This is a genomic window from Litoreibacter albidus (assembly GCF_900107015.1).
Classification (GTDB): Bacteria; Pseudomonadota; Alphaproteobacteria; order Rhodobacterales; family Rhodobacteraceae; genus Litoreibacter; species Litoreibacter albidus.
Window position 1 is genome coordinate 86,893 of the sequence record NZ_FNOI01000006.1, and the last position, 17,460, is coordinate 104,352.

Annotated in this window: 18 protein-coding genes; 9 read left to right on the plus strand and 9 right to left on the minus strand. The window is 60.9% G+C overall.

Annotated features, from left to right (window positions below; genetic code table 11):
* Nucleotides 1-36: 36 nt before the first annotated feature.
* Entirely contained in the window at nt 37-1,785 is a 1,749-nt protein-coding gene (ggt, locus tag BLW66_RS13775) for a gamma-glutamyltransferase (RefSeq protein ID WP_089947741.1), read from the minus strand.
* 176 nt (nt 1,786-1,961) lie between these two features.
* Here ggt and rpmG point away from each other — a divergent pair, with 176 nt between their 5' ends.
* Nucleotides 1,962-2,129, plus strand: a complete 168-nt coding sequence (gene rpmG / locus BLW66_RS13780) for a 50S ribosomal protein L33 (protein WP_011454349.1) — start codon at nt 1,962-1,964, stop codon at nt 2,127-2,129.
* Between the two features lie 173 nt (nt 2,130-2,302).
* Nucleotides 2,303-2,872 carry a hypothetical protein gene (locus tag BLW66_RS13785; protein WP_089947742.1) on the plus strand — a complete coding sequence of 190 codons (570 nt, stop codon included), beginning with the start codon at nt 2,303-2,305 and terminating at the stop codon, nt 2,870-2,872.
* Between the two features lie 76 nt (nt 2,873-2,948).
* Here BLW66_RS13785 and BLW66_RS13790 read toward each other — a convergent pair whose 3' ends face one another.
* Together BLW66_RS13790 and BLW66_RS13795 are read right to left on the minus strand one after the other, a co-directional pair.
* Nucleotides 2,949-3,671, minus strand: a complete 723-nt coding sequence (locus BLW66_RS13790) for a Bax inhibitor-1/YccA family protein (protein WP_089947743.1) — start codon at nt 3,669-3,671, stop codon at nt 2,949-2,951.
* A gap of 253 nt (nt 3,672-3,924) precedes the next feature.
* The gene (locus tag BLW66_RS13795; RefSeq protein WP_089947744.1) at nt 3,925-4,128 is read right to left on the minus strand and encodes a DUF1127 domain-containing protein; all 204 of its coding nucleotides are present in this window, start codon (nt 4,126-4,128) and stop codon (nt 3,925-3,927) included.
* Nucleotides 4,129-4,251: 123 nt separating this feature from the next.
* On the opposite strand from BLW66_RS13795, the gene BLW66_RS13800 reads away from it, so the two are divergent.
* Complete coding sequence (locus BLW66_RS13800) at nt 4,252-5,136, plus strand: LysR family transcriptional regulator (RefSeq protein ID WP_089947745.1); 885 nt, start codon at nt 4,252-4,254, stop codon at nt 5,134-5,136.
* On the opposite strand, the gene BLW66_RS13805 is transcribed toward BLW66_RS13800, so the two are convergent.
* Nucleotides 5,126-6,085 (minus strand): NADPH:quinone oxidoreductase family protein, encoded by a 960-nt coding sequence (locus tag BLW66_RS13805; protein ID WP_089947746.1) that lies wholly within the window; start codon nt 6,083-6,085, stop codon nt 5,126-5,128. The genes BLW66_RS13800 and BLW66_RS13805 overlap by 11 nt on opposite strands.
* Before the next feature lie 150 nt (nt 6,086-6,235).
* Between BLW66_RS13805 and BLW66_RS13810 the strand changes: the two genes are divergently transcribed.
* The 4 genes from BLW66_RS13810 (at nt 6,236) to BLW66_RS13825 (ending at nt 9,283) form a co-directional block, all read left to right on the plus strand.
* A complete protein-coding gene (locus tag BLW66_RS13810) occupies nt 6,236-6,592 on the plus strand; it encodes a helix-turn-helix domain-containing protein (RefSeq protein ID WP_089947747.1) in 357 nt (118 codons plus the stop codon).
* A 65-nt stretch (nt 6,593-6,657) separates the two neighbouring features.
* Nucleotides 6,658-7,455 (plus strand): histidinol-phosphatase, encoded by a 798-nt coding sequence (gene hisN / locus BLW66_RS13815; protein ID WP_089947748.1) that lies wholly within the window; start codon nt 6,658-6,660, stop codon nt 7,453-7,455.
* Entirely contained in the window at nt 7,448-8,791 is a 1,344-nt protein-coding gene (locus BLW66_RS13820) for an 8-oxoguanine deaminase (RefSeq protein ID WP_089947749.1), read from the plus strand. Before hisN ends, BLW66_RS13820 begins: the two co-directional genes overlap by 8 nt.
* Nucleotides 8,792-8,806: 15 nt before the next feature.
* Nucleotides 8,807-9,283, plus strand: a complete 477-nt coding sequence (locus BLW66_RS13825; RefSeq protein WP_244508651.1) for a CAP domain-containing protein — start codon at nt 8,807-8,809, stop codon at nt 9,281-9,283.
* 6 nt (nt 9,284-9,289) lie between these two features.
* Here BLW66_RS13825 and guaD read toward each other — a convergent pair whose 3' ends face one another.
* Nucleotides 9,290-10,585: a guanine deaminase gene (gene guaD, locus BLW66_RS13830; protein ID WP_089947750.1), complete on the minus strand. Its 1,296-nt coding sequence runs from the start codon at nt 10,583-10,585 to the stop codon at nt 9,290-9,292.
* 118 nt (nt 10,586-10,703) lie between these two features.
* Here guaD and mgtE point away from each other — a divergent pair, with 118 nt between their 5' ends.
* Nucleotides 10,704-12,089: a magnesium transporter gene (gene mgtE, locus BLW66_RS13835; RefSeq protein ID WP_089947751.1), complete on the plus strand. Its 1,386-nt coding sequence runs from the start codon at nt 10,704-10,706 to the stop codon at nt 12,087-12,089.
* Here mgtE and BLW66_RS13840 read toward each other — a convergent pair.
* Together BLW66_RS13840 and BLW66_RS13845 are read right to left on the minus strand one after the other, a co-directional pair.
* Complete coding sequence (locus BLW66_RS13840) at nt 12,086-14,626, minus strand: hypothetical protein (RefSeq protein WP_089947752.1); 2,541 nt, start codon at nt 14,624-14,626, stop codon at nt 12,086-12,088. The two genes, mgtE and BLW66_RS13840, sit on opposite strands and share 4 nt — an antisense overlap.
* 132 nt (nt 14,627-14,758) lie before the next feature.
* On the minus strand, nt 14,759-16,051 hold the full coding sequence (locus BLW66_RS13845) for an O-acetylhomoserine aminocarboxypropyltransferase/cysteine synthase family protein (protein ID WP_089947753.1): 1,293 nt from the start codon (nt 16,049-16,051) through the stop codon (nt 14,759-14,761).
* 80 nt (nt 16,052-16,131) lie between these two features.
* Here BLW66_RS13845 and BLW66_RS13850 point away from each other — a divergent pair, with 80 nt between their 5' ends.
* A complete protein-coding gene (locus BLW66_RS13850) occupies nt 16,132-16,545 on the plus strand; it encodes a VOC family protein (RefSeq protein ID WP_089947844.1) in 414 nt (137 codons plus the stop codon).
* Nucleotides 16,546-16,550: 5 nt separating this feature from the next.
* Here the strand turns inward: BLW66_RS13850 and BLW66_RS13855 are convergent, their stop codons facing one another.
* Both BLW66_RS13855 and BLW66_RS13860 read right to left on the minus strand, forming a co-directional pair.
* The gene (locus BLW66_RS13855; RefSeq protein ID WP_089947754.1) at nt 16,551-17,024 is read right to left on the minus strand and encodes a CoA-binding protein; all 474 of its coding nucleotides are present in this window, start codon (nt 17,022-17,024) and stop codon (nt 16,551-16,553) included.
* A 185-nt stretch (nt 17,025-17,209) separates the two neighbouring features.
* Entirely contained in the window at nt 17,210-17,431 is a 222-nt protein-coding gene (locus BLW66_RS13860; RefSeq protein WP_244508652.1) for a hypothetical protein, read from the minus strand.
* Nucleotides 17,432-17,460 lie beyond the last annotated feature (29 nt).

A 17,460-nucleotide genomic window follows, 5' to 3' on the forward strand; every position in this document is an offset into this window, starting at 1 on the left:
CATGCCTTATCTGCACTGCTTTTCGGGGTTATTTGCTTACTCGCCAAGCGCGATCCCTTCGCGGCGTGGGTCAGCACCGCCAAGGAAGCCGTCCTCCGTCACCGCGATGGCATGGACGCCAGAGTTGAGGGCGCGGATGTTGGTCTCGAACCCCATGCCAGCCAATGCTTCTTCCAGTGCGGCGGTGTCGGTGCCTTCTTCCAGATCATAGGTGCCAAAGCGGTTCACCAAGTTGGGCAAGGCGATGGCCGCTTGCGGATCCAGCCCCCAATCCAGATGCGCGACGATGGTTTTGGCCACATAACCGATGATGCGCGACCCGCCGGGGGAGCCTACGACAAGCGCGGGCTTGCCGTCTTTGAGCACGATTGTCGGGGCCATAGACGAGCGCGGGCGTTTGCCGGGTTCTATCCGGTTGGCGATGGGCACGCCGTCGCTGTGGGTTTTGAAGGAAAAATCGGTCAGCTCGTTGTTCAGCAAGAAACCACCCGGTGCCATGAGGCGTGAGCCGAAGCCGTTTTCGATGGTTGTCGTCATGCTGAGTGCGTTGCCGTACTGATCGACAATCGAGATGTGGGAGGTCGATGGGAGCTCGATGCTTTCATCGTCGGCCCAGAGCAAGGCGTGGTCAAACGGTGGCTGGCCTGCGGAGACCTCCGTGAGGGCCTTGTCGCCGTCCAGAAGCTTTGCGCGGGAGTCCAGATAGTCGGCGTCGGTCAGGCCCTTGGTCGGGACAGGGACGAAGTCGCTATCCGCCATGTAGCGGCCACGGTCCGCGAAGGCGAGGCGGGACGCGTCGCCGATCAAACGCCATGCTTCGGGGCTGTCCTTGCCCAAGGCTGCCAGATCATGCCCGTCCAGCATGCCGAGGATTTGCCCCAAGGTGAGCGCTCCCGAGGACGGTGGCCCCATGCCGCAGATATCATGCGCGCGGTAGGTGGCGCAGACAGGCGCGCGTTGCTTGACCTTATAGATGGACATATCGGTCATCGACAGGACGCCCGGATTTCCTTCTGCGTTCGCGACCGTGTCGATAATGCCTTGCGCGATTTCACCGCTGTAGAAGGCCTTGGCCCCGCCGCTGGCCAGCGCGCGCAGGGTCTTGGCGTAGGGCTGGTTGGTCAGCGTGCTGCCTGCGGCAATGGGGGCGCCGTTGGGCAGGAAGTAGGACGCAGTGCGGGGAAAGCGGGCGAGGCGCTCCTGATCGGAGGCTACGAGCGCTGCAAGGCGTGGCGAGACCTCGAACCCGCCCTCGGCAAGGGCTGTGGCGTCCGCGAAGAGGCTGGGCCAATCCGCGCGGCCCCATTTTGCATGGGCCTTCTCTAGCAGCGCGGGGGTGCCGGGGGTGCCCACGGACAACCCGCCGACAACCGCATCGAAGAATTTAAGCGGCTCGCCATCGTCATTCTGAAACAGGCGCGGGGTTGCGGCAAGCGGTGCAGTTTCGCGGCCATCCAGCGTTGTCATCTCGCCCGTTGCGCCGTCGTACCAGACCAAGAATGCCCCGCCCCCAAGGCCGGAGCTTTGTGGCTCCACCAAGCCAAGTACGGACTGGACAGCGATCATTGCGTCTGCCGCGCTGCCACCGTTTGCCAATAGGCGTGCCCCCGCGCGAACGGCCAAGGGATTCGCGGCCGATATCATCCACTTTGACGCGGCTACGGCAGTGCCAGCTTGTTTACTGGTCTGGGATGTCGCGGCTTCTGGTGCGAAGGCGTCCGCAGCTTGTTGTGCGGACGCGGGCAAAACGGCAAGGAGCAGTGGAAATAGGGGCAAGAGGCGCATGGGGTAATTCCTTCGTGGGTAAAGCCCTGCCATTCACCACTTTGCGGCACTGATTTGCAAGTGTGTATGGCCTGACCTGCTTTCGCGGTTGACTCGGCGCACCAAGCGCGTAAAAGGCGGCTTCAACCCAATTTACGGGTGCCCTTTTTGAGTGCTCGACCCAGAGGAGATGTGAGATGGCGAAGCCAACCACGATCAAAATCCGCCTGAACTCGTCCGCTGGCACGGGCCACTTCTATGTGACCAAGAAAAACGCCCGCACCATGACTGAGAAGATGGTAGTGCGCAAATACGATCCAGTAGCGCGCAAGCACGTCGAATACAAAGAAGGCAAGATCAAGTAAGATCGCCAGCTTTGTGACTGATGAAAGAAACCGCGCTTCAGGGCGCGGTTTTTTGCGTTTGGCACGGTGAGGATGCGGGGCTTTAGGCGCTATGGCCCTTGATATGGGGTATTTTCGCTTGATGGACTCGGCGCGCCTCTTTACCCTAGCACTACATATTGGGGGTATTTGATATGAATAAGCTATTACTGCTGTCAGTGGTCGGACTAGCTGCCTGCACGCAGCAAAACGGCGTCCACGGGGACTGGTCGGAAGGCGCGGGCTTTGCGCCAAGCACTGCAGCCGAGTACCACGCACGCGCCAAGCGCGGCGAGCCGGGCCTGTATCCGGCACCAAGCGGGTATTCTTTGTACACAGCGCGTCAACGCGCCGCCACATCCGCAGCCTCGGGCACCGCGCCCACACGTGTGGGGACTGCCTCCTCGCGCACGGGCGAATACATTAGCGCGAATTTTGCTGGGGCCACATTGGCCTCGGGCGCACCTGCCAGTGCGAACGCTGTCGTCGCGGCCAACCAGGCGGGCGCAGGGTCACGTGTGACGCTAAACGGCCAGATCGTAAAAGTGTCCCACGTAGACGTCGGGCGCGAGTCATACGCGGTGGTTCAGAGCGTGGGGGCTGGTGGGGTTACATCAACCAAGTCCGTGGCACTGGAGGCTGCGCTGCCGCAGCTGACGGGCTGCCACAAGGCGAGTAGCGCTGTGCAAGTTGGACAGAAGGTGGTTTACGCGCTGAAGTGCTAACCGCGCTGCGCGACTGTTAGATGCAAAAAGGGCCAGCGAAACGCTGGCCCTTTTTCTATGCGTGTGGTGGGTGCGATTACTCGCGGCCACCCATGAACTGCAGCAGGAACATGAACATGTTCAAGAAGTTCAGGTACAGGCTGAGAGCGCCCATGATCGCGGACTTGGCAAGCCATTCGCTTTCGCCGTGGTTCGCCATCTGCAGGTATTCGTTCTTCAGGCGCTGCGTGTCGTAGGCTGTCAGGCCAGCGAAGATCAGAACACCAAGGCTGGAGATCGCGAACTGCAGAGCAGGGGACGCCAGGAAGATGTTAACGATCGACGCCAGAATGAGGCCAATCACACCCATGATCAGGAAAGAGCCCCAAGCGGAGATGTCTTTCTTGGTGGTGTAGCCGTAGAGGCTAAGACCAGCGAAGGCGATCGCGGTAACCATGAAGGTTTGCGCGATGGAAATGCCGGTGTAGACCGCGAAGATGTAGCTGATCGACAGCCCCATCAGTGCGGAGAAGCCCCAGAAGACCAGTTGTGCCGCGCCAGCGGACAGGCGGTTGATCATCGCACCCATGGCGAAAACAACGACCAATGGCGCGAACATTACGACCCAACGCAGCGGCGTGCCGAAGATGGCGGCCAGCAAGGCCTCGTTGGTGCCGACGGCAAATGCCACGCCACCCGTGATCAGCATGGCGATCGACATTAGGCCGTAGATTTTGCTCATGTGGGCTTTGAGGCCCGCGTCGATGTTCGCTGAGCGGCTACCAACGCCGACAGTCCCCATCGTTCTATAATCAGCCATGAAAAAACACTCCCCTTCAGGCAGGTTGATACAGTGCCGGTCATTTTCCGGCAGGTTATGGCTTAAAGGTGGGGCAGGTGGCCGCTGTTTTCAAGCTATTCCGCACGAGATTCGACATAATTTACTGTGCACTGTTCAAACAAGCACAGCCGCGAGGACGATTGTGGGTGCTGCGGGGAATTGTTGCGCGACGGCGGCCAGCCGAACCAGTGAAAACAGGCGCTTAGGACACATGGTCTTCACTGGCGGGGCGTCATTTCCAGTGTTGTGGCGCGTCCCATACAGGGCGGAGCGCCTCGGATTCCGCGTCACTACGTGACACGCCGATGTCGTTCAGGCGCGTATCGTCCAAGCCGGCCAAAGCGCGGCGTTGGCGGTAGAGGCTGATATATCCCATGAGGCCAATCTTGCGGCGGGCAGGGGCCACGCATGTGGCGGAGGATGTGAAGTCTGTCATCTGCTTTTCTTTCGTAATTTGTGATGAAAACCCATTTTTGGATCATTTCTGTTGATATGTATGTCACCACGTGCTTCATATGGAAAATGAATGGTTTTGAGATCAAGTATCACAGGAATTGATATGGCCCGTAATTTGGACATCACGTCGCTCCGCTCTTTCGTTGCTGTTGCCGACAGCGGCGGCGTCACCAAGGCCGCGGGCTATTTGCACCTGACGCAATCGGCGGTCTCTATGCAATTGAAGCGGCTGGAGGAGGCGCTGGAGGTGTCGCTTCTGGACCGCTCCAACCGGTCTGTGTCCCTGACCGCCCAAGGGGAGCAATTGTTGAGTTATGCGCGACGTATGCTGGCGCTGAACGATGAGGTGTATACGCGCCTGACGGCTAAGGATTACGAGGGGGAAATCGTCCTCGGCGTGCCGCATGACATTATCTATCCCTATGTTCCGCCTATCCTTCGCGCCTTCGCGGCAGATTTCCCGCGCGTCAAGATGCGGCTGGTGTCGGCCCCGACACGGCGGTTGCGTCAGATGTTCGGGCGCGGGGAGTGCGATGCGATCCTGACAACCGAGGCGCAGCCGGGCGATGGTGGCGAGGCTTTGGTAACCCTTCCGTTGATCTGGATAGGATCGTCAGGCGGGACGGCATGGAAGCAACGGCCGTTGCCGGTGGCATTCTGCACGAACTGTATTTTCCGGTCGGGCGTGTTGAAGCGTCTGGACGAGGAGGGGCTCGATTGGGAAATGGTGGTCGAATCCGATTTGGACAATGCGGTGGATGCGGTGGTGAGTGCCGACCTTGCGGTGTCGGCCGTTATCAAAGGGTTCTACCCGCGCCAAACCAGCCCGATTGCACACGACGGCGCGCTGCCGGATCCGGGTCAGACGCGCATCGTGCTGTATCTTCAGGCAGACGATAACCCGATTCTGGCGGCGTTGCGGGATTTAATACGCAACGCCTACCTGTCGGAATGGTCCCCAAAAGAGGTCACCCAGCTTACGGCGTAATTACCACCTTGCCGGTTGATTTTCTGGATCGAAGCAACTCCAGCCCGTCGCCTGCCTGCGCCAGTGGCAGGGTGTGGCTGATGTGCGGGTGCAGTTTGCCTTCTGCATACCACTGCGACAGAGTTTTGAGGCTGTCGGTCAGCACCTCGGGCTTGAAGCGAAGATAGCCGCCCCAGTAGAACCCGATGACGTTGATGTTCTTCACCAGCAGATGGTTGGCGGCGATTTTCGGTACAGTGCCGGAGGCAAAGCCGATGGTGAGGACCCGCGCCTCTGGCTTACAGGCGCGCAGGGCGGCGGTGAACAGGTCGCCGCCGACAGGATCATAGACCACATCCGCCCCGCCCAGTGCCTTCACCACCTCGCGCAGGTCATCGGTATCGGTGTCGATCACGTGGTCCGCGCCTGCCTTGCGGCAGATTTCCAGCTTGGCGGCCCCACGTGCTGCGGCGATCACCGTCGCGCCCATAAGCTTGCCAAGCTCCACCGCTGTCAGCCCGACACCGCCCGCAGCCCCAAGCACCAGCAACGTGTCACCGGCCTTTAGCTGCGCGCGGTAATCCAGCGCGACGTGCGACGTGGAGTAGGCAACTTGGAACGCGGCGGCGTCGGTGAAGCTCATCGCGTCGGGCAAAGGCACGCAAAGCGCCGCCGGAAAGGTGCCGAATTCGGCCAAGCCACCGTAGCCGCCAAACACCGCGACCCGCGCCCCGATAGCAGGGGCAGATACACCGTCGCCATGCGCGACAACGGTTCCCGCAACCTCCATGCCCAGAGTAAAGGGCAGGGGCGGGCGTTCTTGGTAAGTCCCCTTCACCATAAGCAAATCGCCAAAGTTCAGGCCGCAAGCCTCGATCTTGATCAAAACCTCTCCCTTGGCGGGCGACGGGGTTTCGGTGTCTTGCAGCGTTGGCGGGGTGTCGTATTCGATGACCTGAAATGCGCGCATTTGGTGGCTCCTCTCGTCGGTTTGCCTGACCCTAGCGCTGCCCTTGCAAAGTGGCCATTGCGAAATCGACGCAATGGTACCATTGGCGATTAACAATTTCTTTGGACTCTGCGGCCCAGAGTGGAGGAACCATTACACGGGAGATGCGACATGCCGCATAGGGTTGATATTCACGTGGGCAAACGACTACGTCACAGGCGCTGGATGATCGGCATGACGCAGGGCGAATTGGCGGAGGCACTGGGTATTCGCTTTCAGCAAATACAAAAGTACGAATCCGGCGCAAATCGGGTCTCGGCCTCGCGCTTGTGGGATATTGCGCAGGCCTTGCAGGTTGACGTCGCGTATTTCTTTCAAGGCCTGGACGCGGAGACGCAGGCCAACCCCGATGAGTTGCTGGAGGCAGAGGCTTTAATCCGTTTTTACCGCGCGATGCCTGATCAGGAAAGGATGCGCCTGCGACAGATGGCGTCGCAGATGCAGGCGCCAATACCGGTCCCCCCTTGATCCTTATGCTGGGGCACGCGACAAGGGGCTAACGCGCCGCTTTGGCCGCAGAACGGGGGCCTTTGATGGACAGTGCACAACAGCAAGAAGTGATGGCTTTGGCCCATGAACTGGCGGATGCGGCGCGGCAGGAAACCCTGCGCTATTTCCGCAACGGCGGCTTGGAGACCGCCAACAAACTGGCAGACGGTTTTGACCCTGTGACCGTCGCCGACAGCGCGGCGGAACGCATTATGCGCGACCTCATTGAGGCCAAGCGCCCCGACGACGGTATTTTGGGGGAGGAGTTCGGCAATAAAGACAGCGCGTCCGGGCTGACATGGGTGCTGGACCCGATTGACGGAACGCGCGGCTATATTTCGGGCACACCCACGTGGGGCACGCTGATCGGGCTGCACGACGGCGCGGGGGTCATTCTGGGCGTGATCGACCAGCCCTACATCGGCGAGCGGTTTGTCGGCGGGTTCGGTGCGGCGTCCTTTAAGGGGCCGCACGGCGAAGGCGCGCTGCGCACGTCGGGCACAAAGGCGCTGGCGGAGGCCACGATATTCTCCACATTCCCAGAGGTTGGGACCGAGGCGGAGGGGCGTGCGTTTCACGGGCTCGCTCGGCAATGCCAACTGACCCGATACGGCATGGATTGTTACGCCTATGCGCTGTTGGCGGCAGGCCAGATCGACCTGATCGTTGAGGCGCAGTTGCACCCCTATGACATCCAAGGGCCCATCGGGGTGATTGAGGCCGCTGGCGGTATTGTCACAAGCTGGCAAGGGGGGGCAGCTGATCAGGGCGGTCAGATTATTGCGGCGGCGACGCCAGAGCTGCACGCGGCAGCGATGAATGCGCTGAATTCCGATGGCTGAGCTGCTGATCAGAAACGCCCATACGGTTCTGACCATGGATGACACGCGGCGTGAATTATGCGGCGCGGATATTTTGATCAAAGACGGTGAAATCATCGACTTGGGTGTCGGCCTGACGACACGCGGCAAGGTGATTGATGCCAGCGGTTGCGTGGTGACGCCGGGGTTGGTGAACACGCATCACCACCTTTACCAAACCTTAACCCGCGCGGTGCCGGGCGGGCAGGATGCGCTGCTGTTCGGTTGGTTGAAGACGCTCTATCCGATTTGGTCCAAGTTTGGCCCTGAAGAAATGTTCACCTCTGCGCAGGTGGGGCTGGCCGAGTTAGCTTTGTCAGGTTGCACGATGACGTCGGATCATTTGTACCTATACCCCAACGGCGCGACCTTGGATGATACCATCGCGGCGGCGGGCGAGGTCGGGTTGCGGTTCCATCCGACCCGCGGCGCCATGAGTATCGGCGAAAGCGACGGTGGCTTGCCGCCCGACGCACTGGTCGAGACGGAGCACGCGATCTTGGAAGACTGCGTTCGCGTCATCGACCGTTTTCACGATCCGCGCCCTGCGGCGATGGTGCGGGTGGGTATTGCGCCATGCTCCCCGTTTTCGGTCAGCCGTGACCTTATGCGCGATGCGGCTGTCCTTGCGCGGGACAAGGGGGTGATGCTCCACACTCATCTGGCGGAAAATGATGAAGACATCGCATACAGCCTTGCGAATTTCGGCTGCCGTCCGGGGGAGTACGCTCAAGATTTGGGGTGGGTCGGGGACGATGTTTGGCACGCACATTGCGTGAAACTGGACGGCGCGGAGATTGATTTATTCGCCAGAACCCGCACTGGTGTGGCGCACTGCCCGTGTTCGAACTGCCGCCTCGGCTCTGGCATTGCGCCGGTGCGTGCGATGCGGGACGCGGGCGTTAATGTGGGGCTTGGGGTCGACGGATCAGCCTCCAATGATGTGGGTAATCTGATTGGGGAAGCCCGCCAAACGATGCTTTTGCAGCGGGTGGCGCAAGGCGCGGATGCGATGTCGGCGCGCGAAGCATTGGAGATAGCAACGCGCGGTGGGGCACAAGTATTGGGCCGCGGCGGGGAGTGCGGACAGCTGCGCGCAGGGTACCGTGCGGACGTCGCAATCTGGGATGTGACGGGCGTGGAAAGCGCGGGTTCGTGGGATCCGGCGGCGCTGCTTTTGGCGGGGCCGACCCGCGTGCGCGACCTTATCGTGGAGGGCCGCGAGGTGGTCCGCGACGGGCATTTCGTAAAATTCGATCTTGCTGCTACAGTCGCACGGCAAAACACGCTGGCGCAGAGGCTTTCCCAGCGGGTCTGACCGAGGAGAATTCGAATGAAGCGCAGTATCCTAGCCGCGATCATGGGCGCGGGCTTTCTGGCGGCTTGCGGTCCAGACGAACCCGTTACGGTGCCCTTTGAGGCCGTAGGCGGGGCGACATCTCAAATGGACGTGGGCGCGTTGCTGAACGCGGCTCGCGCCGCGAACGGATTGGCGCCGCTGCGCGCCAACGCAAAACTGACCGCCGCGGCGCGCGCCCATGCGCAGGACATGGCCCGCACTGGTGGTTTCAGCCACGTTGGGTCAGACCGGTCGCGCCCGTCTGATCGGGTGCGTGCCCAAGGGTACGGATATTGCTATGTGGCGGAGAACATTGCCAAGGGCCAAGAAACGCCTGAGCGCGTTATGCAAAGCTGGATGAGTAGTGCCGGGCACCGCAAAAACAACCTGTCACCAAAGGCGGCCGAATACGGCGTCGCCCGCGCGGCGGGCGACTACTGGGTGTTGGTTTTTGGTCGGTCGGGATGTTGAGCCGCGTTAGAGGCTGACGGGTTTGCCGCCAGCCCAAACCGCCTTGGTGGCGCGGTCATCGCCCATCATGATGGTTGGGAACACGGCTTCCCAAATGTCCTCCGCGCGCGCACTACGCTGCGCAATGGCAGGTGTCGAGGCGAGGTCTAGCACGACCAAATCCGCCTCCATTCCGACATCCAGATTTCCGATTTTATCAGCCAGATGAAGTACTTGGGCGGACCCGCAGGTCGCCAGCCAGATCAGTTGTGCGGGGTGCAGTGGCTGGCCCTTTAACTGGCCCAGTTCATAGGCTGCTGCCATCGTGCGCAGCATCGAGAACGACGAGCCGCCGCCGGTATCCGTCGCCAGCCCCACGCGCTGGCCTTGGGCCTTCATGCGGGCGGTCTCGAAAATACCGGAGCCGATGAAGGTGTTTGACGTCGGGCAATGCACCAAGCCTGCGCCCACCTCTTTGAGACGGTCTTCCTCGCGCTCCGTCAGGTGAATGGCATGGCCAAAGACCGCGCGCTCCCCCAGTAGGCCGTGTGCCTCGTATGTGTCGAGGTAATCACGGGCGTCGGGGAACAGGTCGCGGACCCACGCGATTTCCTCATGCTGCTCCGAGATATGCGTTTGCATCAAGCAATCGGGATGCTCTGCCCACAGCGCGCCCAGTGCCGACAGTTGCTCCGGCGTAGACGTGGGTGAAAATCTGGGCGTGATCACATAGCCCAAACGGTCAACGCCGTGCCATTTTTCCAGTAAAGCCTTGCTGTCATCATAGGCGGATTGTGCGGTGTCGCGCAGCCCGTCGGGCGCATTGCGGTCCATGCAGGTTTTGCCCGTTAGCGCGCGCAAGCCGCGCGATTGTGCCTCGGTAAAGTAAGCGTCAACGCTGGTCGGGTGGATCGTGGCATAGCTGAGCGACGTTGTGGTGCCGTTCGCGAGGGCCAGATCAAAGTAGCGAGCGGCGATTTCGCGCGCGTAGGCGGGATCGCCAAGGCGTGTTTCCTCGGGGAAAGTATAGGTGTTGAGCCAGTCGATCAGGCGTTTCCCCCAGCTCGCGATAATGCCGGTTTGCGGATAATGCAGGTGCGCATCAACGAAGCCTGCCATGATAAGCGCGTCGCCGTAGTCTATGACTTTGGCGTCTTGCGGTACGGTGATGTCATCGGCTGCACCGACGGCCAGCACCTTGCCTTGGCCTAGGGCGACGGCGCCGCGCCGCTCAAGCTTGACGGCGTCCTCCAGCGGGGTGGAGAAGGGATCGTTAGTGAAGCTGAGCGTTTGACCCAGAAGGATATGTGTGACTGTATTCATACCCCGCGTGGTAACGTGGCCCGCACGGGATGTGAAACGAAGATTGCATCTGTTGCTTGGGGGCTGGGTTCGCTAAGACAGGAAAAGTTGCACCTTTAGCCGCAGGAGCTTTCACATCATGGCCGATGATTTGTCAGAGCTGCCCGACGCCGTCGAAGCCGATTACAGGCTGGAGCGCTCTGTGATTTCTGCGGTGAGCGCGGCGCTGGAGGCGATGGACACCGATGCCATCGACGCAGTGCTTGACCCGCTGCACCCCGCCGACATCGCCGACCTTCTGGAGCAGATCAGTTCCGGTCAACGCCGTGCGCTGTTGGGGCTTTGGTCCATGGGGATCGACGGCGAAATCCTCTCCGAACTTGATGAGAACCTGCGCGAAGAGGTGATTGGCTACCTGCCTGAAGGCGTGCTGTCCGAAGCCGTCCGCGAGATGGAATCAGACGACGTGGTCGATCTGGTAGAGGATCTGGAGGACGACCAGCAAGAGCTGATCCTTGGTGCATTGAAGCATGCCGATAGGGTCGCGGTCGAACTCGCGCTAAGCTATCCCGAATACTCCGCAGGGCGCTTGATGCAGCGCGAGCTGGTTGTCGCGCCAGAGCACTGGAGCGTGGGGCAGACGATCGACTTCCTGCGCCGTGACGAGACACTGCCAGAGCAGTTCTACCACGTTATTCTCGTTGATCCCGGCTATCATCCCACGGGCTACGTGACCCTTGGGAAGCTGTTGGGCAGCCCGCGCGCGACCAAGCTGACGAAGATTATGGAAGAAAGCTTCCGCACTATTCCGGTCACGCAGGCCGAAGAAGACGTCGCCTACGCGTTCAATCAGTACCACCTGATTTCGGCCCCTGTTGTTGATGAGAACGACCGGCTGGTCGGCGTCATCACCATCGATGATGCGATGATCGTTCTGGACGACGAGGCGGAAGAAGACATCTTGCGCCTTGCCGGTGTGAGCGGCGAAGAGAGTCTGTCGGACAGAACGTTGGAAACCGTGCGGCAGCGCTTACCGTGGCTTGGTGTGAACTTGTTCACAGCGATCTTGGCCAGTGTCGTGATCTCCCAATTTGAGGCGATCTTGGCGCAGATTGTGGCGCTGGCCGTGTTGATGCCGATCGTGGCGTCCATGGGCGGCAACGCAGGGACGCAGTCCTTGACTGTTGCTGTGCGTGCGCTGGCCACGAAGGACCTCACCGGCTCCAACGTGTGGCGGGTTGTGCGGCGCGAAGCCACTGCGGGTTTGATTAACGGCATGATTTTCGCCGTGGTCATGGGGGCTGTCGGGGTCATTTGGTTTGGCACACCGATGCTTGCCGTTGTGATCGCGGTGGCGATGGTGGTGAACATGGTGGTCGCCGCTTTGGCGGGGATATTGATCCCGATTGGCCTAGAAAAGTTGGGGGTGGACCCTGCACTGGCGTCCGGCGCGTTTGTGACAACGGTGACGGATGTGGTCGGGTTCTTCGCCTTCCTTGGCCTCGCGGCGATATTGCTGATTTAGCCCTTGGGCATCTGCAACGTGAGCGTGCGCCCGCCCTTGGTGTATTTCAACTGACCTTCGCCAATCGCCGCCACGCGACCACCATCGACACGGTCGCCGACGCCGACCTTCTTGAACCGCCCGTTGGGCATGCGCACCAAAGCGCGGCGGCTGGACGACTTGCCAAACACGCCGACTAGGGCGACCTTGCCCAAGGAAATCGCGTTGTTATCCGTGGCAGCACGGGCCACGGAGGCGCGGGTTGTGCCTGTCGGCGCGGCGCGGCTGTTGCGTGCGACGGCAGGGCCATTCCCGCGGGAAATGGCGGCGGTGGAGGCTGCTGCGGCTGGGTTGTCTGCCTTGCGGGCACGGGCGACGACGCGCGCAAAGTTGCGCGGGCGGCTCCCTGGGCGCGCGGATCTGGCCACGGCTTGCGCCGTTGGTTTGTCCAACTCGGCCTGCGCGGCAGCTTCGGCGGCGGCGCGGGCTTCTGCCTGCTTGGCAAAGGTTGCGGCTTCTTCCAAGGCGCGGGCAATGGCGTCATCACGCGCTTTTGCCAGCTCGTTATCGGGACGGATTTGCGGGCGGATGCGGGCCAGTTCGGCGCTAGACCTGCCACCTTGGGTGGCACGCTCGAAGCGTTCTTGTAAGTCGGACGGGCGCTGCGCAGGCTTGAAACCAGCCAAGCGGGGATCTGCCACGGGGGCGGCATCTTCGGGCGTTTCTGCCTCCGCCTCAGCCGCCTCAGTCTCTGGGGCAACAGTCGGCGCGAGCCCAGCCGGGCGTCGTTGTGGCAAAACGGGTGGCTTGCCGGCAAACACCAAAATGCCCTCGGGGTTCAACGCGCCCTCAGCAGTGGGGCGGACGAGGCCGCGTTGGTCCAGCGTGTGCAGGATCGCGGCGGAGGGCGGGGCGACGGGCGTTTGGAAGTCCAGTGACAACGCCGCCGTGTCGAAGCTGGCCAAGGCGGGGGCGTCTTCAAAGGCCAGCTCTGGATCAAGAGAGGTTTCGTAAAGATCGTCCAAATCCTCACGCGACAATTCCGGACGCAGATTTGGCGCCATTTGCCAAACACCTGATACGGCGTAGGCCGTCTCGGCCTCCGTCAGGGACATCTCGAGGATGGGCGCGAACTCGGGTTCTGGAACCTCGGATTCCGCAATCTCGTCCTCCGACGGGACCAAAAATTTCTCCGCGACGGATTGGGCAGGAAGCGTTACGAGGCGCTCATTGTTTTCAAAGCTGTCCGGCTCAATCAGGCCTTCGGTGGCAGCGGCAATATCAACCTCTGCGTTATCGTTCCCAAAGAAACGGGACACGGCATTTTCGGGCAGCAGGTAGGACGATAGTGCCGCGAATGCCAGCAACACTAGGATAAGCAAGCCGGTTAAGATTAGGCCCAGAAAGCGTGGCTTTCCCGTGGCCTGACGTGCTGCAAGCTCGGCTATCGGATCAGCCTTCGCCCCAGCGGTTACGGCTGCGTCTTGTGCGCTGTTCGCCTTCTTCTCGGCGCGGCGTTCCTTGGCCTTTTTGGCCGTGGCACGCAGGGTGGCCATGCCGTTTTCCAGCCGTGTGGGACCGGACTGCACCGTCTGCGCGGAGGTCGGTGCCACAGGCGCCACGGATTTAGGGGGCACGATGGCGGGCGTTGCTTTGCCTTTGGCGGCCTCGCCGGTTTTTACCCGTGGTTCCACCCGTGGGGCGGTTTTCTTAGGCGCGGCCTCTTGTTGTTTGTCGGTGGCAATCGCAATGCGCGGTGCACGGGAGCTGATCAAATCGCCTTGCACATCTTTGGCAGGCCCCAGAACCGGCTTGCGCCTCGAGGAGAAGGCGGCGGGCGGCGTCACGGGCAAGTCCGGCGTGTCGTCCGTTGCGGTGTCTTCCGCCTTGGCCTCGATTGGGCCTTCGGCTTTTTCAATCGGGGCATCGGCTGGGAGGCTTTCGGCCTCAACCGCAGGTTCAATTTCGTCCTTGGGCTCTTCGACAACCTCGGTTGCGGGCTCCGGCTCCGGCGTGTCGAGGGCGGCGACCTCTTCGGCAGAGAGGATTTTCAGCGCGCTGTTGTCTTCTATGCCATTCCCGCCAATTGACGGAAGCGCGCCCAAATTGGGAGCGCCGTCAAAGTGAGTAGGGTCGGGGAGGGCGGTGAAGCCGACCGCGTTGAACCCGTAAGGGCCCAGAAACGCCTCTGCTTCCTCCAGTGTTTCGCGGGCTACGGCGACCACCTGCACTTCGGGGGCGGAGCCGGATATGTCGTAGTTCAACTGCGCAGCCGTGTAGGGCGTGCGGTCTTCCAACGCGTGCTCCACGTCGGCTTTGACGTCGTCGCCCACTTGGATGGTTGCATAGAGCAGTTGCGACGGCGGCAGGATCAGTTTCGTCGTGAAATCAGGGCCACCCAAAGCTTCCGCTTTGTCGCGCAACCCAGAAAGAGCCGCGCCCAAATCCGCGCTATCCAGCGGCGCATCCGCGACCTCGACCCAACCCGCACCAGACGGGTGCCGATGCAATAGGACGATCCCGTCCTCGGAAAGGTTGAGGGCAAAATTTGGTATCATGCGGGGCGAGCCATCTCGTCAGTTATCCAGCAGTACCAACGGCAAGGCCGCTGATACGCGTAGGGTATAACACATTCGAGTCGGAAGAAAGTTAAACCGCCCCCATGCGTCAAAGCACGGGGGCGGAGGCGTTTAAGCCGTTGCTTTTGCCAGCGCTTGGTCGAGATCGGCAATCAGGTCTTCGACGTTTTCCGTACCAATCGACACCCGCACCATGTTTGGCCCAGCACCGGCAGCTTCTTGCTGCTCCGGCGTCAATTGGCGGTGCGTTGTAGATGCAGAGTGGATGATCAGCGACCGCGTGTCGCCAAGGTTCGCCACATGGGAGAAAATCTCAAGGCTGTCGACCAGTTTTACGCAAGCCTCGTAGCCGCCTTTGACCGCGAAGGTGAATAGCCCGCTGGCACCCTTTGGGCACACCTTTTGCGCCACTTTGTTGTAGGGCGACGACTTTAGGCCCGCATAAGTCACCGCGTCGATGCGCGGGTCTTTTTCCAGCCATTCTGCAATGGCTTCAGCGTTAGACACGTGACGCTCCATCCGAAGCGAAAGGGTCTCAATGCCCATCAACGTGTAATGCGCCGCTTGCGGGTTCATGGTCATGCCCAAATCGCGCAGGCCGATGGCGATGCCGTGGAAGGTAAAGGCGAGAGGGCCGAAGGTCTCCGCGAAGGTTAGGCCGTGGTAGGCCGGCTCCGGCTGGGACAGGGACGGGAATTTATCGGACGCGGTCCAGTCGAACTTGCCGCTATCCACGACGCAACCGCCCGTGACAGTGCCGTTGCCTGTCAGGTATTTGGTGGTCGAATGCACAACCAAGGTGGCGCCGAGTTTGATCGGGTTGCACAGGTACGGGGTGGCCGTGGTGTTGTCGATGATCAGCGGGATGCCTGCCTTATCAGCCACATCGGCAACCGCACGCACGTCCATGACGTGCCCGCCGGGGTTCGCGATGGCTTCTCCGAAGATGGCGCGGGTGTTTTCGTCTACCGCGGCTTCAACAGCGTCCAGATCATCCATGTCCACGAATTTCGCGGTCCAGCCGAAGCGTTTGATCGTCTGGGAGAACTGCGTGACCGTACCGCCGTAAAGGCGGGTGGAGGCGATGATGTTGCAGCCCGGTTGCATCAACGGGAACAGCGCCATGATTTGCGCGGCGTGACCGGATGAGCAGCACACAGCCCCAACGCCGCCTTCCAAGGTTGCAATGCGTTCTTGCAGAACGGCAACCGTCGGGTTGGTCAGGCGGGAGTAAATGTAGCCCACTTCTTGCAGGTTGAACAAAGCTGCCGCGTGCTCCGCATCGCGAAAGACGTATGCAGTTGTCTGATAAATCGGGGTTTGGCGGGCACCGGTGGCAGGGTCGGGGCGCGCACCTGCGTGAATTTGCAGCGTGTCGAAGCCGTAGTTAGCTGGATCGGACATTAGGGTCTCCCTCGGGTTTTTTGCTGATGCGGACAGTAGTGACTTGGCAGAGCTGCGACAATGGTATGTAAGTCATGATCATGTTGACACCTTTTCATCTCGCTTACCACGTCACCGACCTTGATGCGGCGCGTGCCTTCTACGGCGGCCTTTTGGGCTGCAAAGAGGGACGCTCTACCGACAGTTGGGTCGATTTTGACTTCTTCGGACACCAGCTATCGCTGCACTTGGGCACGCCGTTTGCTAACGATCTAACCGGCAAGGTCGGGGAGCACATGGTGCCGATGCCGCATCTTGGGCTGGTCCTTGGCTATGACGACTGGCGCGCTTTGGCGGACCGGCTTGAGGGGGCTTCGACGGAATGGGTTCTGGCGCCGTCCGTTCGTTTCGAAGGGGAGCCAGGGGAGCAATGGACGATGTTCTTTCGCGACCCGTCAGGAAACCCGATTGAGATCAAAGGCTTTCGCGACCTTTCAGGCGTTTTTGCGGGGTAAGCGCGCTAAAGCTTGGACGACACAACGCCCGTGTTGAACCCGCCCATACGCAGTTCACCGAACAGCCGTTGATATTCGATCTTCGGGCACCGGTCCTGCACGACAGCCAAACCCGCAGCCTCCGCAACCACAGCGGCCTCTGCGTGGGTGACGCCGATCTGCATCCAAATCGTGCGTAGATCGGGGAGGGTGCTAATGGCCTCGTCCACGATGGCGGGCACTGCGTCGGGCTGGCGGAAGATGTCGACCATATCCACGCCAGCGTTTTCGGGAATATCGGACAAGCTGGCGGCAATGCGTTGACCGAACAGCATCTTCCCAGCGTGCCCTGGATTGACGCCGATAACAGTGAAGCCCTTTAGGGTCATGTAGCGCGCCACAAAGTAGCTGGGCCGCACCGGATTGGTGGACATGCCAACGCAGGCGATCACCTTGGTGGTCTGCAAGATGTTTCGAAGATAGCTGTCAGAATACTCCATCCCAAATGTATGGAACCCTGTGTTTCTATCGGCAAGCCCATAAAAAAGCGCCCATGGCGGGGGGGCCACAGGCGCAGGTTCGGAACGAGGGACAGTGAAATTGGGGAGGCAGTTCCGGCGCCTCGCCCATGATCAACAGATGGGGCTGGCTTCGAAAACTTCCAGTTTTCTTACAAAATCGTGAACTAGTCGAAGATGTCTTCGATCTCGTCCCAGACCTCCTCCAACGCGCGACGCCACAGGGGTTTAGGCCGCTTTCGCTTGCGGGGGGCTTTGGACTTCTTCGCGCTTGGGGCTGCGTGCTTAACGCGGGGTTGTGGTGATTTGAGCCACTTCATCTGGTGCAGCGGCGCACCGCAACTGCCGCAGGCCAGTTCGTGGCCGTGACGGGCTGTCGGCTTCAGCATGGTGCGACTGCCGCAATAGCAGCAGGTCG

What these genes read in the sequence shown, in the direction of transcription:
- BLW66_RS13850 (WP_089947844.1), top strand. Translation starts at nt 16,132, where the DNA reads ATGTTGACACCTTTTCATCTCGCTTACCACGTCACCGACCTTGATGCG.
- BLW66_RS13845 (WP_089947753.1), bottom strand. Translation starts at nt 16,051, where the DNA reads ATGTCCGATCCAGCTAACTACGGCTTCGACACGCTGCAAATTCACGCA.
- BLW66_RS13790 (WP_089947743.1), bottom strand. Translation starts at nt 3,671, where the DNA reads ATGGCTGATTATAGAACGATGGGGACTGTCGGCGTTGGTAGCCGCTCA.
- guaD (WP_089947750.1), bottom strand. Translation starts at nt 10,585, where the DNA reads ATGAATACAGTCACACATATCCTTCTGGGTCAAACGCTCAGCTTCACT.
- rpmG (WP_011454349.1), top strand. Translation starts at nt 1,962, where the DNA reads ATGGCGAAGCCAACCACGATCAAAATCCGCCTGAACTCGTCCGCTGGC.
- BLW66_RS13820 (WP_089947749.1), top strand. Translation starts at nt 7,448, where the DNA reads ATGGCTGAGCTGCTGATCAGAAACGCCCATACGGTTCTGACCATGGAT.
- BLW66_RS13860 (WP_244508652.1), bottom strand. Translation starts at nt 17,431, where the DNA reads ATGCTGAAGCCGACAGCCCGTCACGGCCACGAACTGGCCTGCGGCAGT.
- BLW66_RS13810 (WP_089947747.1), top strand. Translation starts at nt 6,236, where the DNA reads ATGCCGCATAGGGTTGATATTCACGTGGGCAAACGACTACGTCACAGG.
- BLW66_RS13785 (WP_089947742.1), top strand. Translation starts at nt 2,303, where the DNA reads ATGAATAAGCTATTACTGCTGTCAGTGGTCGGACTAGCTGCCTGCACG.
- BLW66_RS13855 (WP_089947754.1), bottom strand. Translation starts at nt 17,024, where the DNA reads ATGGAGTATTCTGACAGCTATCTTCGAAACATCTTGCAGACCACCAAG.
- BLW66_RS13825 (WP_244508651.1), top strand. Translation starts at nt 8,807, where the DNA reads ATGAAGCGCAGTATCCTAGCCGCGATCATGGGCGCGGGCTTTCTGGCG.
- mgtE (WP_089947751.1), top strand. Translation starts at nt 10,704, where the DNA reads ATGGCCGATGATTTGTCAGAGCTGCCCGACGCCGTCGAAGCCGATTAC.
- BLW66_RS13805 (WP_089947746.1), bottom strand. Translation starts at nt 6,085, where the DNA reads ATGCGCGCATTTCAGGTCATCGAATACGACACCCCGCCAACGCTGCAA.
- hisN (WP_089947748.1), top strand. Translation starts at nt 6,658, where the DNA reads ATGGACAGTGCACAACAGCAAGAAGTGATGGCTTTGGCCCATGAACTG.
- BLW66_RS13840 (WP_089947752.1), bottom strand. Translation starts at nt 14,626, where the DNA reads ATGATACCAAATTTTGCCCTCAACCTTTCCGAGGACGGGATCGTCCTA.
- BLW66_RS13800 (WP_089947745.1), top strand. Translation starts at nt 4,252, where the DNA reads ATGGCCCGTAATTTGGACATCACGTCGCTCCGCTCTTTCGTTGCTGTT.
- BLW66_RS13795 (WP_089947744.1), bottom strand. Translation starts at nt 4,128, where the DNA reads ATGACAGACTTCACATCCTCCGCCACATGCGTGGCCCCTGCCCGCCGC.
- ggt (WP_089947741.1), bottom strand. Translation starts at nt 1,785, where the DNA reads ATGCGCCTCTTGCCCCTATTTCCACTGCTCCTTGCCGTTTTGCCCGCG.